This is a genomic window from Vibrio pectenicida (genome assembly GCA_024347015.1).
GTDB lineage: Bacteria > Pseudomonadota > Gammaproteobacteria > Enterobacterales > Vibrionaceae > Vibrio > Vibrio pectenicida.
Map to the genome: position 1 here is coordinate 1,169,322 of AP024889.1, position 22,942 is coordinate 1,192,263.

Consider the following 22,942-nt stretch of genomic DNA (forward strand, 5'->3'; position numbering starts at 1 on the left):
TTTACTTATGGATCTTAATAGTATTTTTAAATTTAATACTATCGCTGATGTAAAAAATAATATCAGTGATGTAGTAGTATCTGAAGATGAGGTTTTTTTAAATTCAGTAAAAGAACTTTATACTATAGAAGGATTTTCTCAACCTGTTTTTTTATCTAAGTCAAGCTATCATGACTATTTGGAATCATACTCAAAAAAAATAAGAAACATTATATTTGACATGAGAAATACAGCTGATATTGAAAAGATTACTTCAGAAGTAATAACGGTATTAGATGTCAGCGTTTCATTATTAATAATAAGTGATGTTGATTCAATTTTGCTCCAGAATAAAGTGTGTTCTTTAGGTGGAGTTTATGTACTGTGGGATGATAACTTAGATAATTTACTATATTCAATTAGATCCGATCACAATAAAGCATCTTCTAATATTAAACAGACTCGTGTTGCGAAGAGAATATTAGTTCTAGGTTCCAAAGGAGGGGTAGGTGTATCTTTGATAAGCTCTTTACTCTCCTACTCTTTATCGTCAAAAGCATATTTAAAAACTCTCTTAGTTGACTATGATTCCACTGCAATTAATAGTGATATTTATTCTGGTATTAAAGGCTTTAAACCTGGTCAAAATAATAAAAATGTCAATCAGATAGAAATAGATTCTGTTGTGGCAGAATCTTATATTAATAAGGTTTCTGAGAAACTAGATTATTTAATGTTGGAAAGAAATAGTGGAGATTTTAATAGTCATACATCGGCATTATTAAAAATTTCTTCAGAACTAAGTGGAAAGTATAACTTTATTATTGATTCAGTTCCTGCAAATATGTTTGGAGAAATATATGATGATTGTTTTTTTGAAAGATATCATCATATATATATAGTTTGTGAGCCATCTATTGGTTCATTACGTTCATGTAACAACTTAAAGAAAAAAATGTCAAAAGTAAGCTATAAAATAATAATAAATTTAATCCGACCATTAAAAGAGTATATGTTATCAGTTGGCCAAGTCAAAGATAAGTTAAAAGTGATTGATACAGTCGATATACCCTACGAGCAGGGAATGGAGAAAAAAATAATTCAGTATGGTATTGGATACTTAGAGAAATCGAAAATATTTGATTCAACTTCTTTAGCTATTCTAGAGTTGACTGGAAAAAATATAAATAATAAATCAAAAAAATCAATCTTTAAAATATGAATTATATTAAAGACATATACATACAATTACGCGATGAAATATTTGATGCGTTGGATGCTAGCACGCTTGGCGAAGTAAGCAGCGAAGAACTTGCTTCCCAATTAATGCATTCAGTTAATATTCTTATTAGTAGTCGTGACCTCCAAGTTAGTGTTCAACGACGCAATGAACTCGTTCAAGCCCTAGTTGATGAATTGAAAGGGCTAGGTCCGTTACAAGCCCTACTAAATAATGATGATATCTCAGACATCATGGTTAATGGTCCATCTGATGTCTTTATTGAAGTAAATGGTAAAGTTGCCAAATCTCCAATCCAATTTGTAAATGAAAAGCAGCTGAATAATATAGCTAAGCGAATTGCATCTGAGGTCGGGCGAAGAATTGATGAATCTAAACCACTATGTGATGCGCGGTTGGCTGATGGTAGCCGCGTCAATATTGTTATGCCGCCACTAGCGTTAGATGGTACTTCAATTTCAATACGCAAGTTTAAACAACAAAAAATAAAACTTGAACACCTGGTTGAGTTTGGTGCCTTGTCTGCTGAAATGGCCAAACTCCTTTCGATTGCAAGTCACTGCAAGTGTAATATATTAATTTCTGGTGGTACAGGCTCGGGTAAAACTACGCTGCTTAATGCTCTTTCGGGTTTTATCGGTGAGGGCGAACGTGTGGTAACTATCGAAGATGCAGCAGAGCTTCAGCTCCAGCAGCCTCATATTGTGCGTTTGGAAACAAGACAAGCAAGTGTTGAAGGCACAGGGGAGGTTTCTGCTCGAGATTTAGTTATTAATTCACTTCGTATGCGGCCCGACAGGATTATTGTTGGTGAATGTCGCGGAGGTGAAGCTTTTGAAATGTTGCAAGCTATGAATACTGGCCATGATGGCTCAATGTCGACACTGCACGCTAATACTCCTCGCGACGCTATAGCTCGTACAGAAAGTATGGTCATGATGGCTACGGCAAGTCTGCCTTTAGCCGCAATAAGGCGAACGATTGTTAGTGCTGTAGACCTTATTGTTCAAGTAAGAAGGCTACACGATGGTAGCCGAAAAGTAATGTATATTTCGGAAGTTCTGGGAATGGAAGGTGATAATGTTGTTATGGAGGATATTTTTCGTTTTCATACAGAATCAGCTCTAGATAAAGGGAAAGTACAAGGTAAGTTTTATTCTCCAGGGCTTTCAACTCGTTCTGTTATATATGAAAGAGCAAGATTTTACGGATTGGAAGATACAGTAAAAGAGATCTTTGTATGATTTTTTCTTTAGCATTAATTTGGGCTTTAGTTATTGTTTTTATTATTATTGTTTATAGGAAGAATAATAGATTAATAGATGAGATCATTGAATTTGGCTTAGATGAGGAGAGTGTAGAGGATGTAAAGTCAATTATTGATTCATATCATTTTGACCAAACTTTTAAAGGACGTACTAGGCAAAAATTTAAGCGGTTTATATCAGTATTTAGACCTAATATATATAAAAAAATAGTTATCTTTATTGTGGCAAGCTTTATTGTTACATTTTTAATAAAAAGTTTAATTCTTAGTCTAAGTTATTTATCTAGTTTGATAATAATTACTCCCATTCTATTTGTCTTATTTTATCTAAAGCTTAAACAATTACAAGAACAGAGCTTTAAACAGAACTTTCCTGATGCTCTCACGATATTGGGCGGTGCAATGTCTGCAGGTCAAAGTATTGTACATGCTTTTGAATATGTGGGTAATCAACTAGATAATGAAGTTGGAATGGAATTTAAGACTATGTCGGAAAGATTACTTATAGGAGAAGATGCCGACGATGTACTTGAAAGAAGCAGTAACAGCTTTCCATATTTGGAGTATTTCTTTTTTATATCAACGATTCGTATAAATTTGAGTAGAGGCGGGCAGCTTAAAGAGGTTATTAATAAGATTAATCGAATAATGTTTGAATCGCGCGCAATGGAAAAAAAGAAGAATGCCTTAACATCTGAAGCTCGTTCATCAGCAAAAATTGTTGCCTGTCTACCAGTTATATTTATTATAATTCTAAAGTTTACTAGCCCAGAAAATTACGATTTTGTAATGTTTCAAGATGGAGGGAAACCAATATTCTATTATGTTTTAATAAGTGAATCTATTGGTTTCTTTATAATATGGCTTATATTAAAAACGGTTGAATGATGCAAAGATATACGTTTTTAATGTTTTTTTTCATTATATGTGTTGTAATTTCATTTGTAATTATTAGTTTCTTAGAAAATGTCAAGATTAAAATTATTGTAAACAAAATTATCGATATTAATTTTAAAGAAAATAATATTAAATATTACATAATTAAATTTCTTTCTAAGTTTTACTACAATAGGGAAGAAATTGAAGGAAAACTTAACTCTGCTGGAATATACTATGAATGGGTTGCTCAGTGTTACTATATAGTAAAGGTCGTACTTTTTGTTTTATCCCTTATAATTATATCAATGCTTCTATTATTAGATTATTCTAGTTCTTTATCATCTTTATTGTATTTACTAGCATCATTATTTGTTTTTGTTATATATCCTGACATGTATATTGATCGTCGTGCAAAGAAAAATATTAATCATATCAGTTCTAGACTGCCATTTTTACTTGATTTAATGAATGTCTGTGTCCAGACTGGAATGACAATAGAATCTAGTTTGGAATATCTATCAAAGGAATTAAAAACTGTTGATATTCATTTAGCTAGAGTTGTTTCTATAACGGCTGAGCGATCAAAATTAGTCGGCTTACAGAAATCGCTCGAAGAGTTTTATAAATTAGTGCCCACTAGTGAATCACAGAGTTTTGTTATGACATTAATACAGAGTTTACAGTTTGGTTCCTCTATAGGTGCTGTTCTATCGACTTTGTCTAAAGATATAAGAGAAATAAATATTATGACTATGGAAGAAAAAATAGGAAAGATGGGATCTAAGATGTCTATTCCTCTTATTGTATTTATTATGGCTCCTATCGTTATACTAATAACTGCTCCAGGAATTATGAGGATGTTAATGCAATGAAAATATTCTTTATAATAATATATTCATTTTTCCTTATTTTAGGTTGTGCAACTCATAATGATGATCTTGAAGTCAAAGAAAATTTATTGTTGAATTCAAATGATAGAAATAAAGTAATTGAATTCTATAAAGAAAACATTAATTTAAATTCTACTTATAAGGTTCGTCTAGTTAATATTTATTTGGATATTAATGATTTGGATTCTGCCGAACTTTATGCGAAAACATATAGCTCATCAGAGTTAGAAAAATCAGAATTTATCTACAGTCTGGCCAGAATTTCTTATCAGAAAAAGAAATATAACCAAGCAAAACAAGAGCTTGATAAGTATCTGAAAAAAAAAGGAGACAAATGTAAATATTTTATATTGTTAGGAAAAATAAACTCGGCTAGTGGAGGGTATCAAGAAGCTATTGAGAACTTCGAAGAAAGTCGGAAGCTGGGTGCGTTGGATAAAGAAACGGATAATAATATTGCTGTTGTGAAAATGATGCAGAAAGATTATCTGAGTGCGATAGATATTCTTTATAACCTATACTTAGAAAGTCCTAATGATGAAAAAGTTAAAGCAAATTTGATCTTATCAGCTGCACACCAGGAAAGAACTGACATTATATTAGAGGTATTAAAGGGCTCCCATACTGATGAGGCGTCACAGCAATGTATGTTAGATTTGATCAAGTTGGTATCTAAAGACAAAAGCAAAAATGAAGCGAGTAAACAAAGTAATATGACAATACCACAATCATATAAAAAGCCTCAAGATCCATTGCCTATATCTGCTATGCCTCAGAGTAAACAATGTATCCAGGATAAGGTCATCTATCCTAAACCTTCCTCTTCAACAATAAAGAAGAATTATAAAATACAAGTTTTGGCTACGGATGATCTTATTTCTGAAGACCTTCTCAATTACCTTAAGGTTAATTATGGTCCAGTATATTTATATAACCATGGGTTTTGGAAACGATATTGTATTGGTGAGTTTAGTAATTTACGGCTAGCTAAGGCTTTTTTAAGAGATTTACAGATAAAAGGTGCTTTTATCGTTGATTATAAAAATAAACGCTACGAAACTTTATGAGAAAATATCAAATTGGCAGCTTTACTGTTGAAGCTGCTATGGGTATACCAATATTCATACTTGTTGTTTTAACTTGGATAGAAATTTGTGTTGCTATCTATTCAATTAGTATGTCTGATCATGCATTAACTCAAGCTGTATCGGCAACCAAGAAAACGATAAGTGATGGTTCGTCAGTGAAATATAATCAATTAGTTGAAAATAAGCTAAAAGAACAGGCTGGCTTTTTGTGGTCTCATGTAATGAAACCAGGTACATACAAGTTAGAGGTTGAATATCTTCCTTCATATAGTGATTTGGTTAATTGCAGTGCAATTGATATCAAGAAAAAATCAAGCGGCAGTGCCTGCTCAAACTTTAGCCAAAAATCACATGATAAGGCAATTGCAATATATAGTTTAGGCTTTGATTATTCTCCCGTTGTATCGGTGTGGTTTCCTGAGTTGACTATCAAACGTGAGATTATAGTTATTCAAGAACATGAGCGAAGCAAATATAGAATTCGTTGAGGTGATGAGTATGAGGGATAGACAACAGGGGTCGTTTATCATTGAATTTTGTATTGTTTTAGTTTCATTATCAGGTATTTTTGCTATGGCTGTGAGTCATATGATAGCGATTAATTATAAAGGTCAACTTGATCGTGCAGCTTATTCATTAGCAACGATCGTGGCAGAACGGAAACAGCTATTTGATGGAAAACTCTCACTCAATGTTGGGAGTATGAACGCAAAGAATGATATGAAAAACATCGTTTCTTCTTCAATGAAACGCATGAATCAAAGTTTTAACCCAGATAAACTGGCTATGCGAGTAGATGTCTATTATCTAGATGAACAATTAGACAGGGGCCAAAAAAAATTTAAACTTGGGCATAAAGTTATCTCAACTTCCGATCCGCGTCTATTTCCTGACAAGTTTAAATTAACTCAAGAGCAAGCCGAGAATTTTCTACCATTCACTAACTTAGGACGATATCTGCCACTCTATAGAGTTTCACTCACATACCAAATACCATTTGACCTAATCGGTGCGATAAATGGTGAGATGAATCAAGTGGTGAGTAGTGCCTATACATTTGGAAGACTTTAGTATGAAAGGGTATCTACACCAGAAGGGGGCAGCAGGTGCGCTTTTTTTGTGCGTCTTACCTCTTATGATTGGCCTATTAGTATTTTGTGTACAGGTCGCTCAGCAGTTACAAGCTCATAGTAAGCTGACGGAAGCGACGGAAGTTGCAAGTCTAGCACTAGCGGCACGTACTGAAGGTAGCATAGCAACAAATAAAGAATATGCTGAACGCATTGTTACTCAATATATTGATAAAACCGCTAAGAAAATAGACATTGATATTGATGAAAAAAAGTGTGATTACAGTGATGGTTGTGTGCAAAAAAGTGGGGAGATAGCGCCGTATAAACAAGTAAACCTTAGCGCAAGTTCATACCATGATTCATGGCTGTCCTATGAGCCATTCAATTTAAAGCCAGAATTCAATGTGGCTGGTAAATCTGTATCTCATAGATATATACCTCAGCCGATGGACGTGTACTTTATATTGGATGTGAGTGATTCAATGAATTTGCTTATGAAAGACGGTAAGAAAAGAATAGATACTGTTAAGTTAACAATTGAACGGTTTGTGGATTATCTTAGAAAACTGCCTACCGAGAAAAAAAGTCGTGTCGCATTATTAGCCTACGGTCATGTGCACGTTAAAGAAAGTCTTGGGCCACCAGTAGTGATAAGAAATGGTAGTCAAAATCTTCACTGGCAAAAAAAAATTGTATACGAGTATGATAATGAAGATGCACAGAAAACTGTAGAATCCATGTTTTCTTACTTCAAAATAGTTAAAGAAATTAAGGGAGTAAACCGAAATATGTCTCCCCATGATATCGATGCTCAAATTAATGAAAATAACAAGATAGAAGAAAAATATCCTTTTTATGATATACCATTAACAGATCAATATAATGAGTTTAAAAGGCGGCTTAAAGGCATACCGGTCAAAGGTTCTACGCAATCATGGCAAGGAATTATTGCTGCAGCCCAAGAAGCGTATCAGGTAAAAGATGATGAGCGAAACCCAGAACAAGTTTTTATTGTTTTATCAGATGGTAAAGATATGGGGTATGGGAGAAATAACCTTAAATATTATGTTGATAATGGATTGTGTAAGAAGCTGAAAAGTAAAATTTCAAATAAGCCGAATCGTTTTACGAGAAATACTTCTCAGAATATGGAACCCACAAAAGTAAGGATGGCCGTTATTGGGGTCGATTTTCAACCTGTAGATAACAGTGGCTTTACTGAATGTTTTGGTAATAACATTGTAAAAGCTGAGGATGGAGACGAGATTTATAAATATATACTTAATCTTATTAATGAAGAATCGGGGAGTTTAAGAGGTTGATATGAAATATTTAATAACAATTATGGCACTTTTCTTTACTCAACAACTAATGGCTGATTGTTGTAAAAATAATCAACAAACTCCTGCTCAAATTACTACCACAACGAAACTGATATCTTCATATAAGCTAACCACGCAGATTACAGGCCATCTGTTAGAAAAACAAGTTAACGATTACGAGCACATTATTGATACACAGGTTGAGGTAATAGAAAGTGATGTTGCTTGTAATTGCAATAATCCTAATCTTTCTCTTGTCTATGGGCACGATAAATACCTATTAACATCTGCTCATAAGAGTCAACTAAAGCAATTCATTCAGCAAATTGATTCGAGCAATAAGATAGTAGTTGAAGGTCATGCCGATAGTACCGGTAAACCAGATTATAACCATTTACTTTCACAAAGAAGGGCTAAGCAAGTCACAGAATATTTGAAAAATCATCTGACTAGCGATTATCAATTTGTCGAACATGCTTTAGGTCAAGGCCAACCTACTTGTAGTTGGAGTGAAAATCGCAAAACTGGCTGTAATAGAAGAGTGTTCCTTAAGACCTGATATTCATACTCTACACAGAATAGCTCCTAGACTGTAGGAGCTATTTTTTAGTTTAACTTTACAAGTATAATTTTATTTTATGGATTGAAATAATTTAATTAAGCGAATAGCGCACAGTTTTAACGAATATTTATCTATATGTTTACATACGAGTATTAATTATGGATATATAGAATGAAAATAAGCACAGGAAGTGATCAGTTAGCAAGTTATGGTATAGAAACGAATAGATCTCAATCAAATAAATTTTCATCTAGTGTTAGGAAAGTTGTTAATTGCTGCATACCAACTCAAAAATCAAGTACTAATAATGATTTTTATAGTAATAGCCTAGAGGGTTTAGTACCACCTTTAACTGGTAGGCCTTTATCTGCCAGAACCATCCAAGTATTTACTCATAATAATGCAAATAAGAAAATGAGTAAATCCATGTGCGAATCCATCGTAAATAACAGTACTTCTGATATTATTTTTATCTCTACAGAAGAGATGAAGAACCTTTCAGGAGCGATGAAAGAGTTTATTGGCCGTTCACAGTATGTAATTGTTCTTAATAGTGCACAAAAAATGGTGACAGTGACGAAACCAAAAGAACTGCTGTCTTTGGTTAGTAATCCTTCAACAACGGCTCAAATCACTCTGGTTAAAAAAGGAATAACTGCGCCTAATATCATCGATAGTTTTACTTATAGGGATATATTAAATAACCCTAATAAGGGTGGAACGATTACTATACAAAAAATCGGTGACATGAAAATTGCAATGGTAAATATCCATCTTGATTCAAGAGACCAAGATGAAAGGAAAAAAGAAATAAATGCCATATTATGCAAAATTACAACTAAGCACCCTGATGTGAATCATATTGTTCTTTCCGGCGACTTTAATACTAGAAATAGAAAGTTACATGGCCAGCTAGTAAGGGCTTTACAAGATACAGAAAGCTTTAGATCTGAGTTAGGAGTACCAGAGAAATACGAAATTAAATTACCGGTTATTTTCCAACAAGAAAATACGTATAAATGGGAAGCGGATACTAATGCTAAAGCTAAAAAAGGCTCTAAAAGGCGGGAAAATGGTGAAATGCAGAGTGGTTATCTAGATGGAGTCGCTATACTAACTCCTAAAGAGAAAATAAATACTAGCAACTGCTCAACTATGATTTTACCAGAGGGAAAATCTATTATCGGCTCTTCATTTGGTAGTGATCATCGCTCTGTAACCGTAAGGTTGAATATAGATAAAACATAAAAGAAAACAAATGCACCGAGCCTCTTATAGTAGAGGCTTTGATTGTATAATTATCTCAAATAATCTTCTCGCAAGTTATTTACTCGAAGGCTTAAAATGCTCATTTTCAAAAAAAACTAGTCACTAGTGGTGTTGCATTTCCAACATAACCCAAATTGTATCTCGTTTGATTCACCGCACTGTTCACATTGCCACCTCGAAGTGGATTGACCTCGCAGCTCAAATTGTTGAATTGTTTCACATGCTTGATTTAGCTGATTAATATTTAATAACCAAATAAATGGCTGGGTACTATCGTCAAAGGGTAATTCACCTTGTAGCCCTGCAATCCCTTCCCCTATAACTTGGCAATCTATACACTGTGATCTGAGAAGTTCACATACTATGTGAACTTCTGGTGCTGTGGGGGCAGCATATATCTTCAAGATGTGCTTCCATTTTGTTCTTGTGCAGTAGCTTTGAATTTACTCATTATCCACTTAGTTACAACAGGAAATAACCCAAGCAATGCGAATGAGAGCAGAACTGGGGCTGAAACTATACCTGATAGACTTTCAATTTTCGCAAGCTGTGTACCAGCGTTTAGGTATACTGCGGTTCCCGGTAACATACCTAATTGACTTACTAAATAGAATCGAGCAGTTGATATTGGTGTTAATCCCATTAGAAGGTTAATTAGGAAAAAAGGGAATACCGGAATAAGGCGTAGGGAGAACAAATAAAATGCGCCATCTTTTGCAACACCTTCGTTGATAGCTTTCAACTTTTCTCCGAATTTGTTTTGTACCCAATCTCGGAGTAAAAAACGGCTACTAAGAAAAGCTAGAGTAGCCCCTATAGTGCTTGCGAAGGATACAAGTAACAGACTGGTCCAAAAGCCGAATAAAGCTGCACCGAGCAATGTGACGACTGCAGCGCCAGGAATTGAAAATGCTGTTATCGTGATATATGCGAGAAAATAAGTGATTGCCGCTAATACGAAGTTGTTATTTATAATCTCTGAGAGCGATGCTTGCTGGGCTTTCGCGTTTTCTAGAGTTAGATATTGGCCAAAGTTGATGCCAAGAAATACAATCAATCCAACTAAAAGGACACCTAACACAAGTTTCTTATTCATACTGATTTCCTGGATGTGAATAAATGGGGCTTAGAAGATAAGAACAGCTTAATAAAGTAAAAATTTCAAAAAAGACAAAGAAGCCAACCGGATCGGCTGGCTTCTAAAGTTTAAAGGAGTGTTTAACTATTGAGTAGGCTTTCCAGTTCCGTGCGGCGAGCAGAAGGTATAACAGACCAGTGCTTCCCTTTAATCGCTCCTTCTAGAGCCCACAACAGTTCAATAGACACTTCTGTGGAGTGAGTGGCTTTAATAGCCTTAAAAGCTTCTACAGACCCTGTTTGCTCTAAATTATCGACACTATCAATTCCAGCTTTCTTTAGCATTCGTTCTGTTGCGAGCCGAAGGTTTGGTAGGTCTTTAAGTCGAGTTGGCCGGGCTTTCTCCTGAGATGTTTTTTCTTTTTTAGCTACTTCTAAGGCACTTTGTGCTAGAGAAAGAGCTCGATCTGGGCAAGAAGCTACATCTTTGGTTAACGCAAAATATTTGGTTACGACTGGGAAACCACGTTTTTTGTAGACGTAGGGAGTTAAACCTTCATATTGGAATTGGTTGGCTAGTTTATCATCGGCGCGGATGTGTAGTTTATCGTTAACGACCAATGCGAACATAGTGTCGTCTGCGAAGATACCGAATCCGCCGAACATCGAGCGCGATTTTATGTGACCAAGCTGATCGAAAAGTCGCATCGATTGTTTAAGTATTGGTTTATCCATGCTGTATTATCTCGGTGTATATATAATAATACGCCACCAAAATCAGGTCCGAGAGATTAGCAAAATAATGCAGATAAAGTGTTAAACAAGGTGTCATACTTAAGCTAGAACAAATAGGTTTGGCTATCTAACTAAGCTTTAAATCACCAGCCCATGTTTTGTTTTAAACAGTATGGTTGTTTGCATTTTTGCCCATCGGCAACTCCGCTACCTTTCAGTTCCCTGATTCAGGCCGGAAGCTTTGCGTCCCATTCTTTCGATATGGTTTGCCCTGTTCGTGGCATTAGTCGAACATTATTAAGAATAAATAAGATTTGAGGTAAGTATCACATCACGATTGATAAACTGTGATCCTGGTTCAAATGTTTCGTCCTAAAATGATAGGTCTGGCTAATAGTTTAACTTATCAGCCGGACTCGTTTTGGTGTTATTTTTCTAAATGGCGTACTGTATTTCGAACGACAATCTCTGGATGCATTTCGAAAACACGTTTTTCATGCTCTTTATCTTTAATACGTTCTAAAAGAATTTCAAACGCATTCTTACCAACACGACGTTTAGGCTGGTGGACGGTAGTCAGTGGCGGAGAGAAGTATTCAGCAAGTTCTATGTTGTCGTAACCGATGACTGAAATATCTTGAGGTATTTTTATACCTTTTTGTTGTAGTCGGCTCATTAGACCTAATGCCATAGTATCATTGAAGCAAAATACTGCAGTGGGCTTGTTGTCCATTACTACAATCTTATCTGCAGCTAAAACAGCGGTATCGCACTCAAAGTTACCTTCTAGAATCCAGTCTTCGTTAATATTAAGATGAGCTTCTTTCATTGCACGACGATAGCCTTGTATACGCTCTTGACATGCTGCTTTTTCAAAATGTCCACTGAGACAAGCAATATCTTTATGTCCATGCTCAATCAGATACTTAGTTGCTAAGTACCCTCCTTCTTCTGAATTATCGATGATCTTATCTGCTTGTGAACTTTCGGGTCCCCAATCCATGATAACTTTCGGAATATCTTTATGGCGATCTAGCATTTCACTGAGTTCTTCCGTTAGGTCAGAACACATTACTAGAATGCCATCAACTCGTTTTTCCGCGAGCATGCGGATATAGTCACGCTGCTTCTCGTAGATGCCGCCTGTGTTACATAAAATGAGTGTGTAACCTTGACGATAACAGTAACTCTCGACGCCATCGATTACTTCAGAAAAGAAAAGGTTAGTAGATTGAGTTACAAGCATGCCAATAGTGCGAGTACTGTTGCATTTGAGGCTTCTTGCTACAGCACTAGGAGCATAGTTCAGCTCAGTGACTGCTTCATTCACTTTTTCTTGTGTCGCTTCTGCGACAAAGCGGGTTTTATTGATTACGTGAGAAACTGTAGTTGTTGACACGCCAGCTAAGCGTGCAACATCTTTGATCGTTGCCATATGGTTCTGTCCAGTCGATGACTGCCAAAAACGTCATTTAAAAGTCGTGTCGGTTGGCAGTTAGTATCAGAAACGCAAAAACCGCTCTATTCAGCGGTTTATCTCTAGTTCTGTCAATTTTTATCGTTTTCGTTCTCGATTTTATATCGCAAAAGTGATGAGAGCAAACAAAAACCCGATGTACAGTAAGTTCGCTATCACAGATTTAGACTTAATTAGTCACCAATAAGGTATGAGTGGTCTAGTTCAATGAAGGCTAATAATAATGCTGATATAGACGCATAAAAACCAAATGTATCAAGAATCTGACATTTATTGTTAAATAATGGTACCCAAGTGAGAAGATGCTGCTGAATAAATTGTCCTTGTTCTAATAGTGATGCTTCCATATCCTGTTGTTTTCCAAGCTGATTGGAGCAAATAATGAGGTGACCGAGAAAGTCTAACTCTATTGCAATATGGTCAGCAGGCTCATTAATGTTCTTGCTTACGTTTATACCGTGTTTAACCATTAGATTTTCCATATCTTTGGCTGGTTTGTCATTGAGTAAGCCTGACTGGCCAATATATATTGAGGCGTATTGTAGAGCCGAGTCTTTATCGGATTTAAGGAATAGATTACAAAAGTCTGCTGCAAGTTCAAGTTGTGCATCGTTTCTATCTAATAGGCGATTAAGTGCATCGACAAATCTTTGTATCCTTGGTTATAGATGAGGAGTTTCACCCAGTCCAGCCAGAAAAGAACGGATTTGTGTAGAATGATATTGTTCAAGCTTTTCTTGAGATAGTTCTTGAGCTAATAGGCTAGATAACCACCAATAGACTTCGGCACGTTGTTCATTGAAAGTCTTAATTTCTTGCATCAGGTAATTTTCTCCAGCAATTTAAATAGTTCAAATGTCTATCTCAGGCTTTTAAACAGTAACTCTGCTTAACAAGTCATGGCTAGTCATTTAGTGTATAGAAAAATATGATAGTTAAAAACTACACTGCATAAGTAGATTTAGTTTGTTTTTAATCAATAAAAATCTTGTTTTCATTTGAAAAATCGATAAATACTAGAGTTGTTAATTATTATGAATAGAATGTCGAACAAGTCAGTCCAATGTATGTTAGTGGTGTAAATGAGCTATCACGTATTAGTAGTCGAAGACGATGCAGTAACTCGCAGTAAGCTGGTCGGTTATTTTCAGCATGAAGGTTATCAAGTGTGTGAGGCTGAAAATGGTCGACAAATGCGTGAGTTATTAAAAACAAACATCATTGATTTAGTGTTATTGGACATCAACTTACCAGGTGAAGATGGGCTGCTATTAACGCGTGAGCTTCGCAGTCAATCGGATATAGGTATTATTCTAGTGACTGGACGAATACATAATATTGATAAGATTATTGGTCTTGAGATGGGGGCCGATGACTATGTCACTAAACCTTTCGAATTAAGAGAGTTGTTGGTTCGAGTAAAAAACTTATTATGGCGAATAGGGGCAGCGCGTTGTATCCATGGTGACAGCGTACGGCAACAAAAAAATGGTAGTTTAGTGCGTTTTTCCCAATGGACATTTGATATAGCGCGGCGTTCATTAAGTAAAAATGGTGAGCCAGTCAAACTAACAAAAGCCGAGTATGAGCTGTTAGTGGCCTTATGTACTTATCCAAATCAGGTACTAAGTCGTGAGAGAATCTTAGCTATGATTAGCCATAGAGTTGAAGAGCCAAACGATAGAACCATAGATGTCCTTATTCGGCGTATGAGAGCTAAGATGGAATGTGATCCGAAGAATCCACAGTTATTTGTCACCGTACATGGCGAAGGTTATATGTTTGCAGGAGATTGATTTAAATTGTATACCGAGCTTACCTCGGTATACGAAATAGTATCAAACGTCACCATCTGACACATTATTGTCTGACGCGATACCTGCTTTATGATCGTTATTAGAAGCCCAATTACGTAGAGATTGCCAAATCAATCCAAGCGTTTCATGCCAATACCGCTCAGTCTGTTCAAGGTAAACTGCTTTAGGAGAATATTTGGCCCAAACTTGGTCTACATTAAGTTGCGCTAGATAATTTGTTGGTGCAGGGTAAGGTTTAAGCCCTGCCGAATAGAACTCGTTGAGGGCTCGTTTCATGTGGCTAGCAGAGGTCACGACGACTAGTTTTTTCAATTTAACAAATGCTGCGGCCTGGCGAGCTTCTTCCCAAGTATCTCTGGCAGTTTCTAGTAAGATAATATCTGATTTGGTGACTCCCAAAGCTAGCGCCACTTTTGCCATCATGCGAGCATTACTCACATCTGAACCTCCGGCGTATCCAGATAAGATTAACTTAGAGCCTGGATACATTCTCATGATTCTTATTCCCTCAGACAGTCTCATTAAGCCAGTACGGCTAAGCTCAGATGTTGGTGGGATTTTATCATCGACAACATGACCGCTGCCTAAAACCATAACGTAATCTATGGTTTCATCTACAGGGAAGAAGGCGGAATATTGACGTTCAAGAGGGAGGAGAAGGCGCGAGGTGACAGGCTGAAAAGCAATAAGAAAAATGCCTATGAAGGAGAATAAAACAACAAAACAGCCTGTTTTTTGTTTTCTTGTGAACATAATAAACATCAAACCTACAACACCAATGATCAGCATAGCTGGCAAGGGCATTAAAAGTGATGACACTATTTTTTTCAGCTCAAACATACTTAAATAGTCCGAAAAAACACCAATTGGTTTTAATTTAAGAGAATCTTTCTTTATATCTGCTTTCTATGTGACAGAATAGCAGTATGACTCGACATGATAACTCAACTTACTGTGACTGAAGATCGCAATTTCGACGATATCGCCCACAAATTCGCAAAAAACATCTACGACTCTGACAAAGGTGGCATACGCCAAGTGATTGTTTGGGAAGAACTTGAACAATTACTTTCTGCTGTTAATGGTAGCAGGAAAAGTCTCCATGTGCTTGATGCTGGTGGCGGGCTAGCACAAATTTCCCAAAAGCTAGCTAAACTCGGACATCGAATTACTTTATGTGATCTATCTTCGGAAATGTTGCAACTAGCACGTCAGGATATTGAAAAAAATGGATTGCTTAAGCAGTATCGCTTGGTTCATTCACCCGCTCAAAATATAGCAGAGCATCTTAGTGAACCAGTTGATGTTTTGATGCTCCACGCAGTGATGGAATGGCTGGTAGATCCAAAAGCTGTATTGCAAGCCTTATTGGATGAAATTAAACCCGGTGGAGCAGCCTCAATCATGTTCTATAACCACTATGGGTTAGTTTATAAGAACGTCGTGTGTGGCAATATTCCACATATATTAGCCGGAATGCCTCACCGTAAGAGATTTAAGTTACAGCCGCAAAAAGGACTCAAACCAGAAGAGGTTTATCAGTGGATTGAGGAGTCTGGTTTTGAGATTTGTGGCAAAGCCGGTATTCGCTGTTTCAATGATTATATTGGAAATAGGGAATATATTGGGGACTATCAAACAGAGCATGTAGTGGCACTTGAAAGAGAGCTGTGCCGTCAGGAGCCTTACCTCTCATTAGGTCGCTACATACATGTATGGGCAAAAAAGAACAGGAACAACAATGGGTGAGATACTTGCCAATGCTGCTGAGCAGCCAATTGATGAACTGGTTGGATGGGTAAAACAGCACGACTTCTCATTAAACTTGACTACTGAGCGCTTATCTTTCTTGATAGCAATGGCGGTGCTGAGTAATGAAAGGTTTGATGAAGAGCTGGGTGAAGGTGAATTGCACGATGCATTTGCTATTGTGACTCGACTCTTTGATACGACTAGTGAAGCAATAACCTTTCGAGCCAATAATGCCATTAATGATATGGTAAAGCAGAGATTAATTAGCCGTTTTACCAGTGAAATTAACGATGGTGCCAGTATTTACAGACTATCACCGCTTGCTATCGGTATTACTGATTATTATATCCGTCATCGAGAATTTTCTAAACTACGTCTTTCAATCCAGTTATCCATGGTGGCAGACGAAATGTCGAAAGTCATTGAATCTGCGCAGCAAGGAGGGACACCAGCCCACTGGAAGAAAAATGTCTTTGGAGTATTGAAATACTCTGTCGGTGAAATATTTGATCAAATTGATCTTAACCAGCGAGTGATGGATGAGCAGCAGCAGTCTGTAAAAATACAAATCGCTGAGCTACTTAATAAAGATTGGCGGGAAGCGATTAATAACTGTGAAGCCCTGCTTTCTGAAACTTCCAGTACTTTGCGCGAGCTGCAAGATACTCTCCAAGCAGCTAGTGACCAGTTACAAACACAGATCCTAGACATTCAGCAAATTGTTTATGGCCAAGAGTCGTTGGAGTTTATTGAAGAAGCTTTGTTCAGTTTACAGATGAAATTAGACCGAATTACAAGCTGGGGCCAGCAGGCAATTGACTTATGGATTGGTTACGACAGGCATGTGCATAAATTTATCCGGACTGCTATCGATATGGATAAGAATCGAGCATTTAGCACACGTCTACGCCAGTCAATTAAAGATTATTATGATTCACCTTGGTACCTCATTTATGCCGATACAGAAAGGCTCATTGACCTAAGGGATGAAGCACTGGTCCTTCGTGATGACGAAGTAACTGGGCAGGTACCTCTGGAGGTTGAGTATGAGGAGTATCAGAAAGTAAACGATGACCTGTCTGAACGTATTAGAAATATGCTTAAAATACACAAAGAGCAGGGGACTCCAATTCATCTTGGCGTTGTGTTACGTGACTACTTAGCTCAGCACCCACGAACCCATCATTTTGATTTAGCTCGAATTGTTATTGACCAAGCTGTACGCCTTGGGTATTCAGAATCGGATTATCAGGCGATTCAACCCGATTGGCATGCTATCAATCAATATGGAGCAAAGGTACAAGCAAATGTTATCGACAGATACTAATGACTATATGCCAGAGAAACTGGCTAAAGCGATTTCAAATCCATTATTTCCAATGCTAGATAGTATGCTTCGATCAGGAAGACATATTTCAATTGAGGATCTCGACAATCATGCTTTATTGTCAGATTTTGAAGTTGAGCTGTCTTCGTTTTATCAACGTTACAACACAGAATTGGTTAAAGCGCCTGAAGGTTTTTTCTATCTTCGCCCTCGTTCTACGTCTCTAATTAATCGAAGTGTGTTATCTGAACTTGATATGCTAGTCGGTAAGGTATTGTGTTTCTTATATTTGAGTCCTGAGCGTTTAGCGCATGAGGGAGTTTTTACCAATCAAGAGCTTTACGAAGAGTTACTGGCTTTATCTGATGAAAAAAAGCTCATGAAGTTGGTCACTAACCGAGCTACGGGCTCCGATTTAGATAAAGAGAAGTTGTTTGAAAAAGTACGGACCTCTCTTCGTCGTTTAAGGCGCCTTGGTATGATCATTAACATCGGTGAAACGGGTAAATTCAGTATCAGTGAATCTGTCTTTCGCTTCGGAGCGGATGTTCGAGTTGGGGATGATATTCGTGAAGCCCAACTGCGTCTTATTCGTGATGGTGAGGCTGTGGTTCATGCTAAAGAACCGAGTCAAGTCAGCCTATTAGTAGACGAGCAAGATCAAGATTTGTTTCAATCAGAAAATTTAGAAGAAGGTGATGCATGATTGAAAGAGGTAAATATCAATCATTAACCATGATCAATTGGAACGGTTTTTTTGCCCGAACTTTTGATATTGATGGCTTGGTTACTACTTTATCCGGTGGTAATGGTGCTGGTAAATCAACCACAATGGCAGCTTTTATTACAGCTTTGATTCCAGACCAAACTTTACTTCACTTTCGAAATACTACCGAAGCAGGCAGTAGCCAGTCCTCGCGTGATAAAGGTCTCTACGGGAAGTTACAACCAGGGGCATGTTATGCTGCATTAGATGTTGTTAACTCACGTAACCAGCGTTTGTTGTTTGTAGTTAAGTTGCAGCAGGTAGCTGGTAGAGATAAAAAAGTAGATATAAAACCCTTTGTTATCCAAGGGTTGCCTGCTAGTGTCAAACCAACCGATATCTTGATTGAAAGCGTGTCTGATACTCAGGCTCGTGTTCGTCAAATTAATGAGATAAAGCAATGTGTGGCAGAGTATGAAGGTGTTCAGCTCAAAGTATTCAACTCGATCGTTGACTACCATGCACAAATGTTTGAGTTTGGCGTTATTCCAAAGAAATTACGTAACTCTGGAGACCGTTCGAAGTTTTACCGTTTGATTGAAGCATCATTATATGGCGGTATTTCCAGCGCTATTACACGTTCACTGCGTGACTATTTATTACCTCAAAATGGTGGTGTTAAAAAAGCATTCCAAGACATGGAGTCTGCACTGCGTGAGAATCGAATGACGCTTGAGGCGATCAAGACGACTCAAGCTGATCGTGATTTATTCAAGCATCTGATTACAGAATCGACAAATTATGTAGCGGCAGATTATATGCGTCATGCAAATGATCGTCGAAGCAAATTAGAGCAAACCTTATCGTTACGAGCAGAACTTTTTAGTTCTCGTCAAACCTTAGTTGAGCAAAATAACGTACTGAATAGAGTTCAGCAAGAGCTTGAACTGCTGGTGGAAACAGAGTCTGCCTTAGAGCAAGACCACCAAGCTGCTTCCGATCATCTTCAGCTTGTACAAAATGCTCTTCGCCAGCAAGAAAAAATTGAGCGCTATCAAGAAGATCTGGCAGAGCTAAATGAACGTCTTGAAGAACAGGTAATGGTTGTGGAAGAACTGCAGGATCATGTCCTGATTCTAGAAGAGCAAGCATTGGTTGCAGAAGAAGAAGTTGATAGCCTACAAAGTCAGCTAGCTGACTATCAGCAAGCGTTAGATGTTCAGCAAACAAGGGCACTCCAATATCAGCAAGCAGTTCAAGCGTTAGATAAAGCTAAAACGTTACTTGGTGATGATAGCCTAACGGCTGAAAGTGCTCATGTCTTGGTGCTGCAGCTAAAAGCTCAAGAGTCAGACAGTACTGCGTCTTTGTTGGCTGTTAAGCATAAGTTAGACATCTCTTCTGCCGCGGCAGAACAATTTGAATTAGCACTGCAACTCGTTAGAAATATTACTGGATTTAACGTAGAGCGCAGGAATGCTTCTGAATTTGCGAAAAAATTGATTATTCAAGCTCGAAATTCTGAACAAGTTGTCAACAATGAGCAGCAATGGCATGCGCAGCATCGAGATTTAGAACGCCGCCTAAGCCAACAGAAACAAGCACAAGAATGGGTTGCTAGTTACCATAAGGAACACCATGTTCATTTAGCTGATGAACTCGCACTCGAACAGGAAAGAGAACGACACCAGACGCAAGTTGAATCACTTGAAGTTGAACGCGATACGGTGCGTGAGTTACGCAGTGAGCAACGCCGATCTGAGCAGGATATTTCGGCCGAGATTAAAAAACTTGAGGGTATTGCTCCATCATGGATTGCTGCACATGACGCATTAGAAACTTTGACAGAGCAAAGTGCTGTAGAGTTGTATGATAGCCAAGCGGTCATGTCTCATATGCAAGTTGTTCTTGAACAGGAAAAGCAGCAGTCACTAGCAAAAGAAAAGTTAGCTGAGCGACGTGCTCAACTAGAAAATGAAATAGAGCGACTAGTATCACCCGGCGGTTCAAATGATCCTCGTCTTAAAGGTTTAGCTGACACATTAGGAGGAGTGCTGCTATCTGAAATTTATGACGATATCACTATTAATGATGCCCCATATTTTAGTGCTATGTATGGTCCATCTCGTCATGCAATTGTTGTGTCTGATCTCTCAGGTATTGAAGAGAAACTTGTTGAGTTGGATGACTGTCCCGAAGATCTTTATATTATTGAGGGTGATATTGATGCCTTTGATGATAGTTCTTTTGATGTGGAAGAGTTACAAGGAGCTGTTTGTGTCCGCATGAATGCTCGCCAGATGCGTTATTCGCGCTTTCCAGAGATCCCTTTATTTGGTCGAGCGGCTCGTGAACAGCGTCTAGAATCACTGCGTGATGAACGTGAAGAAGTGGTTGAACAACATGCAAAAGCTGCGTTTGATTCGCAAAAACTTCAGCGTCTCTACCAAGCGTTCAATAGTTTTGTGGCAAAGCATATTCAGGTTGCCTTTGAAGCGGACCCAGAACAAACTTTGATGCTAGCTCGTGATAAACGTAACCAAATCATGCGTGATTTAGCAGACTTAAATTCTAAAGAGCAGCAATACAGATCGCAGTTAGTATCTAGTAAACAAGCATTGACGTTACTTGATAAGCTAGCACCAGCCATGATGTTAATTGAAGATGAGTTTCTAACCTCGCGTTTTGAAGAATTAGAGAACAAAATATCTCAATTATCAGAGGCAAAAACTTTCTTAAGCAGTCAAGCAAAGCCAATTGCTGACTTGGAAAAAATTGTATCTGCTCTTGAGGTTGACCCTGAACAATTTGATGCTCTTGAAGCTGATTACCTTGCTGCGGATTCTCAACTACAAGAATTGAAAAAGCGCATATTTGCCTTATCCGATCTTGTTGAACGCAGGCACTATTTTGCGTATTCAGATTCGATTGAATTACTTGATAGAAGCAGCGAATTAAATGATCAACTTAAAGCTAAGCTTGTTGAGGCAGAGAGGTTACGCTCGCGTTCTCGTAATGAATTAAAGCAATCACAGAGCCAGATGAACCAGTTCAATCAAGTCTTGGCTTCGCTAAAAAGTTCTCATCAAGCTAAACAGGAAACAGTTCAGGAGTTTAAGCAAGAACTACAAGAGTTTGGTGTTAACGCTGATGAGGGGGCTCAGGATCGCGCTATACGTCGTCGACAAGAACTGCAAGATCGCCTGTACACATCTCGCGGTCGAAAGAGTGAATATGAACGCACTATTACGTCGACTGAACTGGAAATGAAAGGCTTGGCGAAGCGCCTCAAGAAGGTCCAGAAGGACTATATTGAGTTTCGTATCTTTGTTGTTGCGGCTAAGTCGGGTTGGTGCTCAGTATTACGTTTAGCACGGGAAAATGATGTTGAACGTCGATTGCATAAACGTGAACTGGCCTATTTGTCAGCGGATGAATTACGTTCGATGTCAGATAAATCACTCGGTGCTTTACGTCTCGCAGTTTCGGATAATGATGATCTGCGGGATGCGCTTCGTTTGTCTGAAGATAACGCACGTCCCGAGCGAAAAGTCCTCTTCTACATATCGGTATACCAACATCTGCGAGAGCGCATTCGTCAAGATATCATTCGTACCGATGATCCTGTTGAAGCGATTGAAGAAATGGAAGTCGAGCTAGCTCGATTAACTGAAGAACTGACTCAGCGAGAAAATCGTCTGGCTATCAGCTCGGAATCGGTAGCTAGTATAATTAAGAAAACTATTCAGCGTGAACAAAACCGAATTCGGATGCTTAACCAAGGCTTATCAAATATCGCTTTCGGTCAAGTCAAAGGTGTTCGCCTGAATGTAAAGATCCGTGAAAGTCATGAGGTTTTACTCAAGGGTTTAGCATCACAACAAGATCAGCACAAAGACCTATTTGAAACGACACGTCATACGTTTTCTGAGGCTATGGCGAAACTGTTCCAGCGAGTTAATCCACATATCGATATGGGCCAGCGAAGCCCACAAATATTGGGTGAGGAACTACTGGACTATCGTAACTACCTAGAACTGAGTGTTGAGGTTTGCCGCGGTTCTGATGGTTGGCTACAGGCTGAATCGGGCGCCTTGTCTACAGGTGAAGCGATAGGTACAGGTCAATCTATATTGTTAATGGTTGTTCAGAGTTGGGAAGAGGAATCAAGACGCTTACGAAATAAAGATATTGTCCCATGTCGCCTTCTATTCTTGGACGAAGCAGCACGTCTGGATGCTAAGTCAATTTCAACCTTGTTTGAGTTATGTGACCGATTAGATATGCAATTACTGATTGCTGCGCCAGAGAATATTAGCCCCGAGAAAGGGACGACATATAAACTGGTCCGTAAGGTGTTTAAGGATCACGAACATGTACATGTCGTTGGTTTGCGTGGTTTTGGCCAGCCAGAAGACGTAGGTAAGGAAGCAGAGGAACTTAGCGAGTAACTTTGATTATTTCCCAATAAAAAAGCTGCTC

At 37.8% G+C, this 22,942-nt stretch carries 19 protein-coding genes, 1 pseudogene and 1 riboswitch; of the genes and pseudogenes, 15 read left to right on the forward strand and 5 right to left on the reverse strand.

The window, feature by feature from the left end:
- The first annotated feature begins 7 nt into the window (after nucleotides 1-7).
- From OCV27_RS05600 to OCV27_RS05645, 10 genes are all read left to right on the forward strand, one after another.
- Nucleotides 8-1,201, forward strand: a complete 1,194-nt coding sequence (locus OCV27_RS05600; RefSeq protein ID WP_337969406.1) for an ArsA-related P-loop ATPase — start codon at nucleotides 8-10, stop codon at nucleotides 1,199-1,201.
- Entirely contained in the window at nucleotides 1,198-2,463 is a 1,266-nt protein-coding gene (locus OCV27_RS05605; protein WP_125323461.1) for a TadA family conjugal transfer-associated ATPase, read from the forward strand. Before OCV27_RS05600 ends, OCV27_RS05605 begins: the two co-directional genes overlap by 4 nt.
- A complete protein-coding gene (locus tag OCV27_RS05610; RefSeq protein WP_337969407.1) occupies nucleotides 2,460-3,374 on the forward strand; it encodes a type II secretion system F family protein in 915 nt (304 codons plus the stop codon). Before OCV27_RS05605 ends, OCV27_RS05610 begins: the two co-directional genes overlap by 4 nt.
- Entirely contained in the window at nucleotides 3,371-4,237 is an 867-nt protein-coding gene (locus tag OCV27_RS05615; protein ID WP_420919475.1) for a type II secretion system F family protein, read from the forward strand. The genes OCV27_RS05610 and OCV27_RS05615 overlap by 4 nt, the downstream gene beginning before the upstream one ends.
- Complete coding sequence (locus tag OCV27_RS05620; RefSeq protein ID WP_337969408.1) at nucleotides 4,234-5,322, forward strand: tetratricopeptide repeat protein; 1,089 nt, start codon at nucleotides 4,234-4,236, stop codon at nucleotides 5,320-5,322. The genes OCV27_RS05615 and OCV27_RS05620 overlap by 4 nt, the downstream gene beginning before the upstream one ends.
- Nucleotides 5,319-5,831, forward strand: a complete 513-nt coding sequence (locus OCV27_RS05625; RefSeq protein ID WP_125323459.1) for a TadE family protein — start codon at nucleotides 5,319-5,321, stop codon at nucleotides 5,829-5,831. The genes OCV27_RS05620 and OCV27_RS05625 overlap by 4 nt, the downstream gene beginning before the upstream one ends.
- Before the next feature lie 10 nt (nucleotides 5,832-5,841).
- Nucleotides 5,842-6,414, forward strand: coding sequence for a tight adherence pilus pseudopilin TadF (gene tadF / locus OCV27_RS05630; RefSeq protein WP_185759863.1), 573 nt, complete (start codon nucleotides 5,842-5,844; stop codon nucleotides 6,412-6,414).
- 1 nt (nucleotide 6,415) lies between these two features.
- Nucleotides 6,416-7,738, forward strand: coding sequence for a TadE/TadG family type IV pilus assembly protein (locus OCV27_RS05635; protein WP_337969409.1), 1,323 nt, complete (start codon nucleotides 6,416-6,418; stop codon nucleotides 7,736-7,738).
- A gap of 1 nt (nucleotide 7,739) precedes the next feature.
- Nucleotides 7,740-8,297 (forward strand): OmpA family protein, encoded by a 558-nt coding sequence (locus tag OCV27_RS05640; RefSeq protein ID WP_125323482.1) that lies wholly within the window; start codon nucleotides 7,740-7,742, stop codon nucleotides 8,295-8,297.
- A 174-nt stretch (nucleotides 8,298-8,471) separates the two neighbouring features.
- On the forward strand, nucleotides 8,472-9,548 hold the full coding sequence (locus OCV27_RS05645) for a hypothetical protein (RefSeq protein WP_337969410.1): 1,077 nt from the start codon (nucleotides 8,472-8,474) through the stop codon (nucleotides 9,546-9,548).
- Nucleotides 9,549-9,969: 421 nt separating this feature from the next.
- On the opposite strand, the gene OCV27_RS05655 is transcribed toward OCV27_RS05645, so the two are convergent.
- The 4 genes and pseudogenes from OCV27_RS05655 to torD form a co-directional block, all read right to left on the reverse strand.
- Entirely contained in the window at nucleotides 9,970-10,665 is a 696-nt protein-coding gene (locus OCV27_RS05655) for a TVP38/TMEM64 family protein (protein WP_125321078.1), read from the reverse strand.
- A gap of 122 nt (nucleotides 10,666-10,787) precedes the next feature.
- On the reverse strand, nucleotides 10,788-11,381 hold the full coding sequence (locus OCV27_RS05660) for a TfoX/Sxy family DNA transformation protein (RefSeq protein WP_125321079.1): 594 nt from the start codon (nucleotides 11,379-11,381) through the stop codon (nucleotides 10,788-10,790).
- A 194-nt stretch (nucleotides 11,382-11,575) separates the two neighbouring features.
- Nucleotides 11,576-11,662, reverse strand: a riboswitch (cyclic di-GMP riboswitch).
- 146 nt (nucleotides 11,663-11,808) lie between these two features.
- Nucleotides 11,809-12,816, reverse strand: coding sequence for an HTH-type transcriptional repressor PurR (gene purR / locus OCV27_RS05665; protein ID WP_125321080.1), 1,008 nt, complete (start codon nucleotides 12,814-12,816; stop codon nucleotides 11,809-11,811).
- 215 nt (nucleotides 12,817-13,031) lie between these two features.
- Nucleotides 13,032-13,679: pseudogene (gene torD, locus OCV27_RS05670) on the reverse strand (molecular chaperone TorD).
- Between the two features lie 261 nt (nucleotides 13,680-13,940).
- Here torD and torR point away from each other — a divergent pair.
- On the forward strand, nucleotides 13,941-14,654 hold the full coding sequence (torR, locus tag OCV27_RS05675; protein ID WP_125321081.1) for a two-component system response regulator TorR: 714 nt from the start codon (nucleotides 13,941-13,943) through the stop codon (nucleotides 14,652-14,654).
- Nucleotides 14,655-14,696: 42 nt separating this feature from the next.
- On the opposite strand, the gene elyC is transcribed toward torR, so the two are convergent.
- Nucleotides 14,697-15,515 carry an envelope biogenesis factor ElyC gene (gene elyC / locus OCV27_RS05680; RefSeq protein ID WP_125321083.1) on the reverse strand — a complete coding sequence of 273 codons (819 nt, stop codon included), beginning with the start codon at nucleotides 15,513-15,515 and terminating at the stop codon, nucleotides 14,697-14,699.
- Between the two features lie 114 nt (nucleotides 15,516-15,629).
- On the opposite strand from elyC, the gene cmoM reads away from it, so the two are divergent.
- Genes cmoM through mukB form a run of 4 tightly spaced genes read left to right on the forward strand, consistent with a single transcriptional unit; the run spans nucleotide 15,630 to nucleotide 22,911 of the window.
- Nucleotides 15,630-16,424, forward strand: coding sequence for a tRNA uridine 5-oxyacetic acid(34) methyltransferase CmoM (gene cmoM / locus OCV27_RS05685; RefSeq protein WP_125321117.1), 795 nt, complete (start codon nucleotides 15,630-15,632; stop codon nucleotides 16,422-16,424).
- Nucleotides 16,417-17,754: a chromosome partition protein MukF gene (gene mukF / locus OCV27_RS05690; protein WP_125321084.1), complete on the forward strand. Its 1,338-nt coding sequence runs from the start codon at nucleotides 16,417-16,419 to the stop codon at nucleotides 17,752-17,754. The genes cmoM and mukF overlap by 8 nt, the downstream gene beginning before the upstream one ends.
- Nucleotides 17,735-18,460 (forward strand): chromosome partition protein MukE, encoded by a 726-nt coding sequence (gene mukE, locus OCV27_RS05695; protein ID WP_185759777.1) that lies wholly within the window; start codon nucleotides 17,735-17,737, stop codon nucleotides 18,458-18,460. Before mukF ends, mukE begins: the two co-directional genes overlap by 20 nt.
- The gene (gene mukB, locus OCV27_RS05700; protein WP_125321087.1) at nucleotides 18,457-22,911 is read left to right on the forward strand and encodes a chromosome partition protein MukB; all 4,455 of its coding nucleotides are present in this window, start codon (nucleotides 18,457-18,459) and stop codon (nucleotides 22,909-22,911) included. The genes mukE and mukB overlap by 4 nt, the downstream gene beginning before the upstream one ends.
- Nucleotides 22,912-22,942 lie beyond the last annotated feature (31 nt).

Coding starts and splice junctions, on each gene's coding strand:
- OCV27_RS05620 (WP_337969408.1), top strand. CDS start 4,234: ATGAAAATATTCTTTATAATAATATATTCATTTTTCCTTATTTTAGGT.
- OCV27_RS05655 (WP_125321078.1), bottom strand. CDS start 10,665: ATGAATAAGAAACTTGTGTTAGGTGTCCTTTTAGTTGGATTGATTGTA.
- OCV27_RS05635 (WP_337969409.1), top strand. CDS start 6,416: ATGAAAGGGTATCTACACCAGAAGGGGGCAGCAGGTGCGCTTTTTTTG.
- OCV27_RS05605 (WP_125323461.1), top strand. CDS start 1,198: ATGAATTATATTAAAGACATATACATACAATTACGCGATGAAATATTT.
- elyC (WP_125321083.1), bottom strand. CDS start 15,515: ATGTTTGAGCTGAAAAAAATAGTGTCATCACTTTTAATGCCCTTGCCA.
- tadF (WP_185759863.1), top strand. CDS start 5,842: ATGAGGGATAGACAACAGGGGTCGTTTATCATTGAATTTTGTATTGTT.
- purR (WP_125321080.1), bottom strand. CDS start 12,816: ATGGCAACGATCAAAGATGTTGCACGCTTAGCTGGCGTGTCAACAACT.
- mukF (WP_125321084.1), top strand. CDS start 16,417: ATGGGTGAGATACTTGCCAATGCTGCTGAGCAGCCAATTGATGAACTG.
- mukB (WP_125321087.1), top strand. CDS start 18,457: ATGATTGAAAGAGGTAAATATCAATCATTAACCATGATCAATTGGAAC.
- OCV27_RS05600 (WP_337969406.1), top strand. CDS start 8: ATGGATCTTAATAGTATTTTTAAATTTAATACTATCGCTGATGTAAAA.
- OCV27_RS05615 (WP_420919475.1), top strand. CDS start 3,371: ATGATGCAAAGATATACGTTTTTAATGTTTTTTTTCATTATATGTGTT.
- OCV27_RS05625 (WP_125323459.1), top strand. CDS start 5,319: ATGAGAAAATATCAAATTGGCAGCTTTACTGTTGAAGCTGCTATGGGT.
- OCV27_RS05660 (WP_125321079.1), bottom strand. CDS start 11,381: ATGGATAAACCAATACTTAAACAATCGATGCGACTTTTCGATCAGCTT.
- mukE (WP_185759777.1), top strand. CDS start 17,735: ATGTTATCGACAGATACTAATGACTATATGCCAGAGAAACTGGCTAAA.
- OCV27_RS05645 (WP_337969410.1), top strand. CDS start 8,472: ATGAAAATAAGCACAGGAAGTGATCAGTTAGCAAGTTATGGTATAGAA.
- OCV27_RS05610 (WP_337969407.1), top strand. CDS start 2,460: ATGATTTTTTCTTTAGCATTAATTTGGGCTTTAGTTATTGTTTTTATT.
- OCV27_RS05640 (WP_125323482.1), top strand. CDS start 7,740: ATGAAATATTTAATAACAATTATGGCACTTTTCTTTACTCAACAACTA.
- torR (WP_125321081.1), top strand. CDS start 13,941: ATGAGCTATCACGTATTAGTAGTCGAAGACGATGCAGTAACTCGCAGT.